Genomic DNA, 2324 nt, shown 5'->3' on the forward strand with positions numbered 1-2324 from the left:
GACTCTTCTTTAACCCTTTTTATGTACATTGCATATTGCCAATTTCTGTACATTCAATCTTGCCGAAAATTGTACATGCGAAGTTACTGATTACACTGTAAAATCAAATCTTAAGGAACATCAATTTCCAAGCGAATATGTGTTTATAAATGATTCTATTTGTTTCGGAATAATGATGGAACCTACAGGTAACTCCGGATATGATATATTGACAGCTGAGTGGAACATCAACTCAGGAGAAATTACTCCGATGAAATATAAGCATCCTGACATAAAAAGAAAACGTATTTCATATGCTTATTCAAAAGAAAATGAGATCTATGTTGAATGTTATAATCATCACGACCTCTTTACAATATGTGATTTAAACGGCAATTTGAAATATAACATTTATGGAAAAAAGTGGGATAAAAGGATGTCAAATGAAGCTCGGCACTTCGGCAACGTCGTTATTTGTAATGACAGAATAATAGCGTCTTACTCTGGAAAAAGTAGGTTATCCGGAGACTCTCTTCCTACTGAATTTCTAGTATTCAATACAAACGGCGATTATCTCCAAACATTAGAAACAGGGTATAGAATCGTGGGATTCAGTTATGATAAACAGAAGAACAGGATTATCATGCATTTAGATGATGTAATACAATTCGCGTACATAGATTTAGATAAGATTCTAGAATAAATGTCAGGATGTCCAAAAAACTTACTTTAAGATGTCAGCAGCTATAATTTATGAAGAAAAAAATTCTATCGGGCATATTTGCCCTTTCACTTCTGGTAGCCACAGGCTACGGAGTGACTCAAAGTGTGAAAAGCGACGCTAATCTATCGGATCTGGCATTGAATAACGTCGAGGCCTTGGCTCAAAGTGAAAATCCTTTGTGTCCTAACGGATGTTATGACAATGGAAGCGGGTGTTATTGTAACGGTTGGTATCCGACTTATAGAGAAGCAGGCTAGTAATCAATTAAAGGAAGAACGGGTATATTATTTTATTCATTTTGTAACCCGTTCTTCTTTTTTCTAAATAACCTATAGCTCCTTGTAATCCATTACTGATTTATTATCAAAGATATTAATAAAATCATGAAAAAAATATATCTTCTTGCAATTTTATGCTTTGGTGCAGTTTTTTTAAGTTGTACAAAAAGTACGGATACAGAAAAATATCAGAATAAACGCAACAACATTATAGATGTAAGTGAGAGAATTCAGGAAATAGAAACAGCAGACGTTATGATCGGCTCTATAGCCAGATTATATCTTGTAGATAATTACCTGATTATTCAAGACTCCAAATCCCTCGATATGCTCATTCACTTATTTGATAGAAATAATTATGGATATATAACAAGTGGAATACCCAGGGGGCAAGGTCCAGGTGAGGTTACCAATATGGGATATATCGGAGTGAATGAGGAGAACAAAGAATTTTATGTTTCAGACCATGGTAAACTAAAAATATTCAACTACCCGCTTGACAGTATCCTCAATAACCCTTATTATATGCCGGGTATAAAAAAAGAGATCGACAATATTCAGTTTCCCAGCAATTATGTATTTATAAATGATACCCTTTGTTTTGCAAGGATCATAGAACCCACAGGCAATGTAGGTCATAATGAAGTTGCTGCAAAATGGAACATGCAAACCGGGGAAGTGAACAAAATGAAATACTCCCATCCCAAAGTAGATAAAAAACGTATCTCTTTAGCAGTATCCATGGATAATGAAACACTTGTGGAATGTTACCATAACCATGACCTTATGACAATTATGGACTTAGACGAGAATCTTAAATACAATATATATGGAAGCAACTGGAATAGAAGGGATGCATCCCAACTTCAACATTTTGGAAAAGTTGTTTTCCGGGGAGATAAAATAATAGCTTCCTACTCAGGGGGAAATAGGTTGACAGAAGAATATTATCCCTCCAAATTACTAATTTTCAATATCAATGGCGATTATATAAAAACATTGGATATAGGATATAGAATTTCCGATTTCTGTTATGATAAACAAAATGATAGGCTAATATTCAATTTTGAAGATATGATTCAGTTCGGATATTTAGAAATGAATAACATACTTGATTAAAAAGCCTGATCTTCCGGAATATTCAAACTTTATTTTAAATGCAAACGGTTCTCTTCAGAAACATGGTCGGGTTTATGCTTGTTGATATCAGTTGGTCTTGTGGAATTAAACAGACAAAGTAAGCTCCGGTATTTTATCATAGGTGTTTTATTCGGATTGAGTTTCGAATTCCGTTTTCAGACAGCATTCGCCATTGCCGGTATCATCTTGTGGCTGATATGCAT

At 34.3% G+C, this 2324-nt stretch carries 3 protein-coding genes; all 3 read left to right on the plus strand.

Translation table 11 applies throughout. The annotated features are described in order from the left end of the window. The first annotated feature begins 172 nt into the window (after positions 1-172). The 3 genes from F597_RS21390 (at position 173) to F597_RS0119760 (ending at position 2100) form a co-directional block, all read left to right on the plus strand. A complete protein-coding gene (locus F597_RS21390; protein ID WP_157279261.1) occupies positions 173-682 on the plus strand; it encodes a hypothetical protein in 510 nt (169 codons plus the stop codon). A 50-nt stretch (positions 683-732) separates the two neighbouring features. Continuing rightward, positions 733-960, plus strand: coding sequence for an NVEALA domain-containing protein (locus F597_RS0119755; RefSeq protein ID WP_019541473.1), 228 nt, complete (start codon positions 733-735; stop codon positions 958-960). Between the two features lie 126 nt (positions 961-1086). Further along, positions 1087-2100, plus strand: coding sequence for a 6-bladed beta-propeller (locus F597_RS0119760; RefSeq protein WP_019541474.1), 1014 nt, complete (start codon positions 1087-1089; stop codon positions 2098-2100). Positions 2101-2324 lie beyond the last annotated feature (224 nt).

Source organism: Proteiniphilum acetatigenes DSM 18083, from assembly GCF_000380985.1.
GTDB classification, from domain to species: Bacteria; Bacteroidota; Bacteroidia; order Bacteroidales; family Dysgonomonadaceae; genus Proteiniphilum; species Proteiniphilum acetatigenes.

Coding starts and splice junctions, on each gene's coding strand:
- F597_RS0119755 (WP_019541473.1), top strand. CDS start 733: ATGAAGAAAAAAATTCTATCGGGCATATTTGCCCTTTCACTTCTGGTA.
- F597_RS0119760 (WP_019541474.1), top strand. CDS start 1,087: ATGAAAAAAATATATCTTCTTGCAATTTTATGCTTTGGTGCAGTTTTT.
- F597_RS21390 (WP_157279261.1), top strand. CDS start 173: ATGATGGAACCTACAGGTAACTCCGGATATGATATATTGACAGCTGAG.